Genomic DNA, 277 nt, shown 5'->3' with positions numbered 1-277 from the left:
ACATCGAAACCAGCCGACATGAATCCCACCACGACAGACATCACGTCAGCTTCCGAGACAGGAACCGGTGTCAGGTTCAGCCTTACGTGATCGACCGCGACGATTTGCTGGTAGCCGACGCCGTCGACCTCCGGATACACCGTCCGCAAAATCTCGTGCCGCGCAACAACATCCGAGACAGCAGCCTGCAGAGCCGCCACATCCAACGATCCCGACAACCGAATCGCCACCGGCAAGTTGTAGGCAGTCGACTCAGGTTCGAAACGGTTCAAGAACC

General features: G+C 58.1%; 1 protein-coding gene. It reads right to left on the bottom strand.

Going from position 1 to position 277, the window contains the following annotated elements; genetic code table 11:
• The coding region (locus tag DBV08_RS32090; RefSeq protein ID WP_260395834.1) for a hypothetical protein at nt 1-230 on the bottom strand (230 nt) is incomplete at its 3' end.
• Nucleotides 231-277: the final 47 nt, after the last annotated feature.

The organism is Rhodococcus sp. KBW08 (assembly GCF_003852455.1).
Lineage (GTDB): Bacteria > Actinomycetota > Actinomycetes > Mycobacteriales > Mycobacteriaceae > Rhodococcus_F > Rhodococcus_F baikonurensis.
Note: the sequence above shows the minus strand (reverse complement) of the source record. Positions and strands in the feature narration are given on the sequence as shown.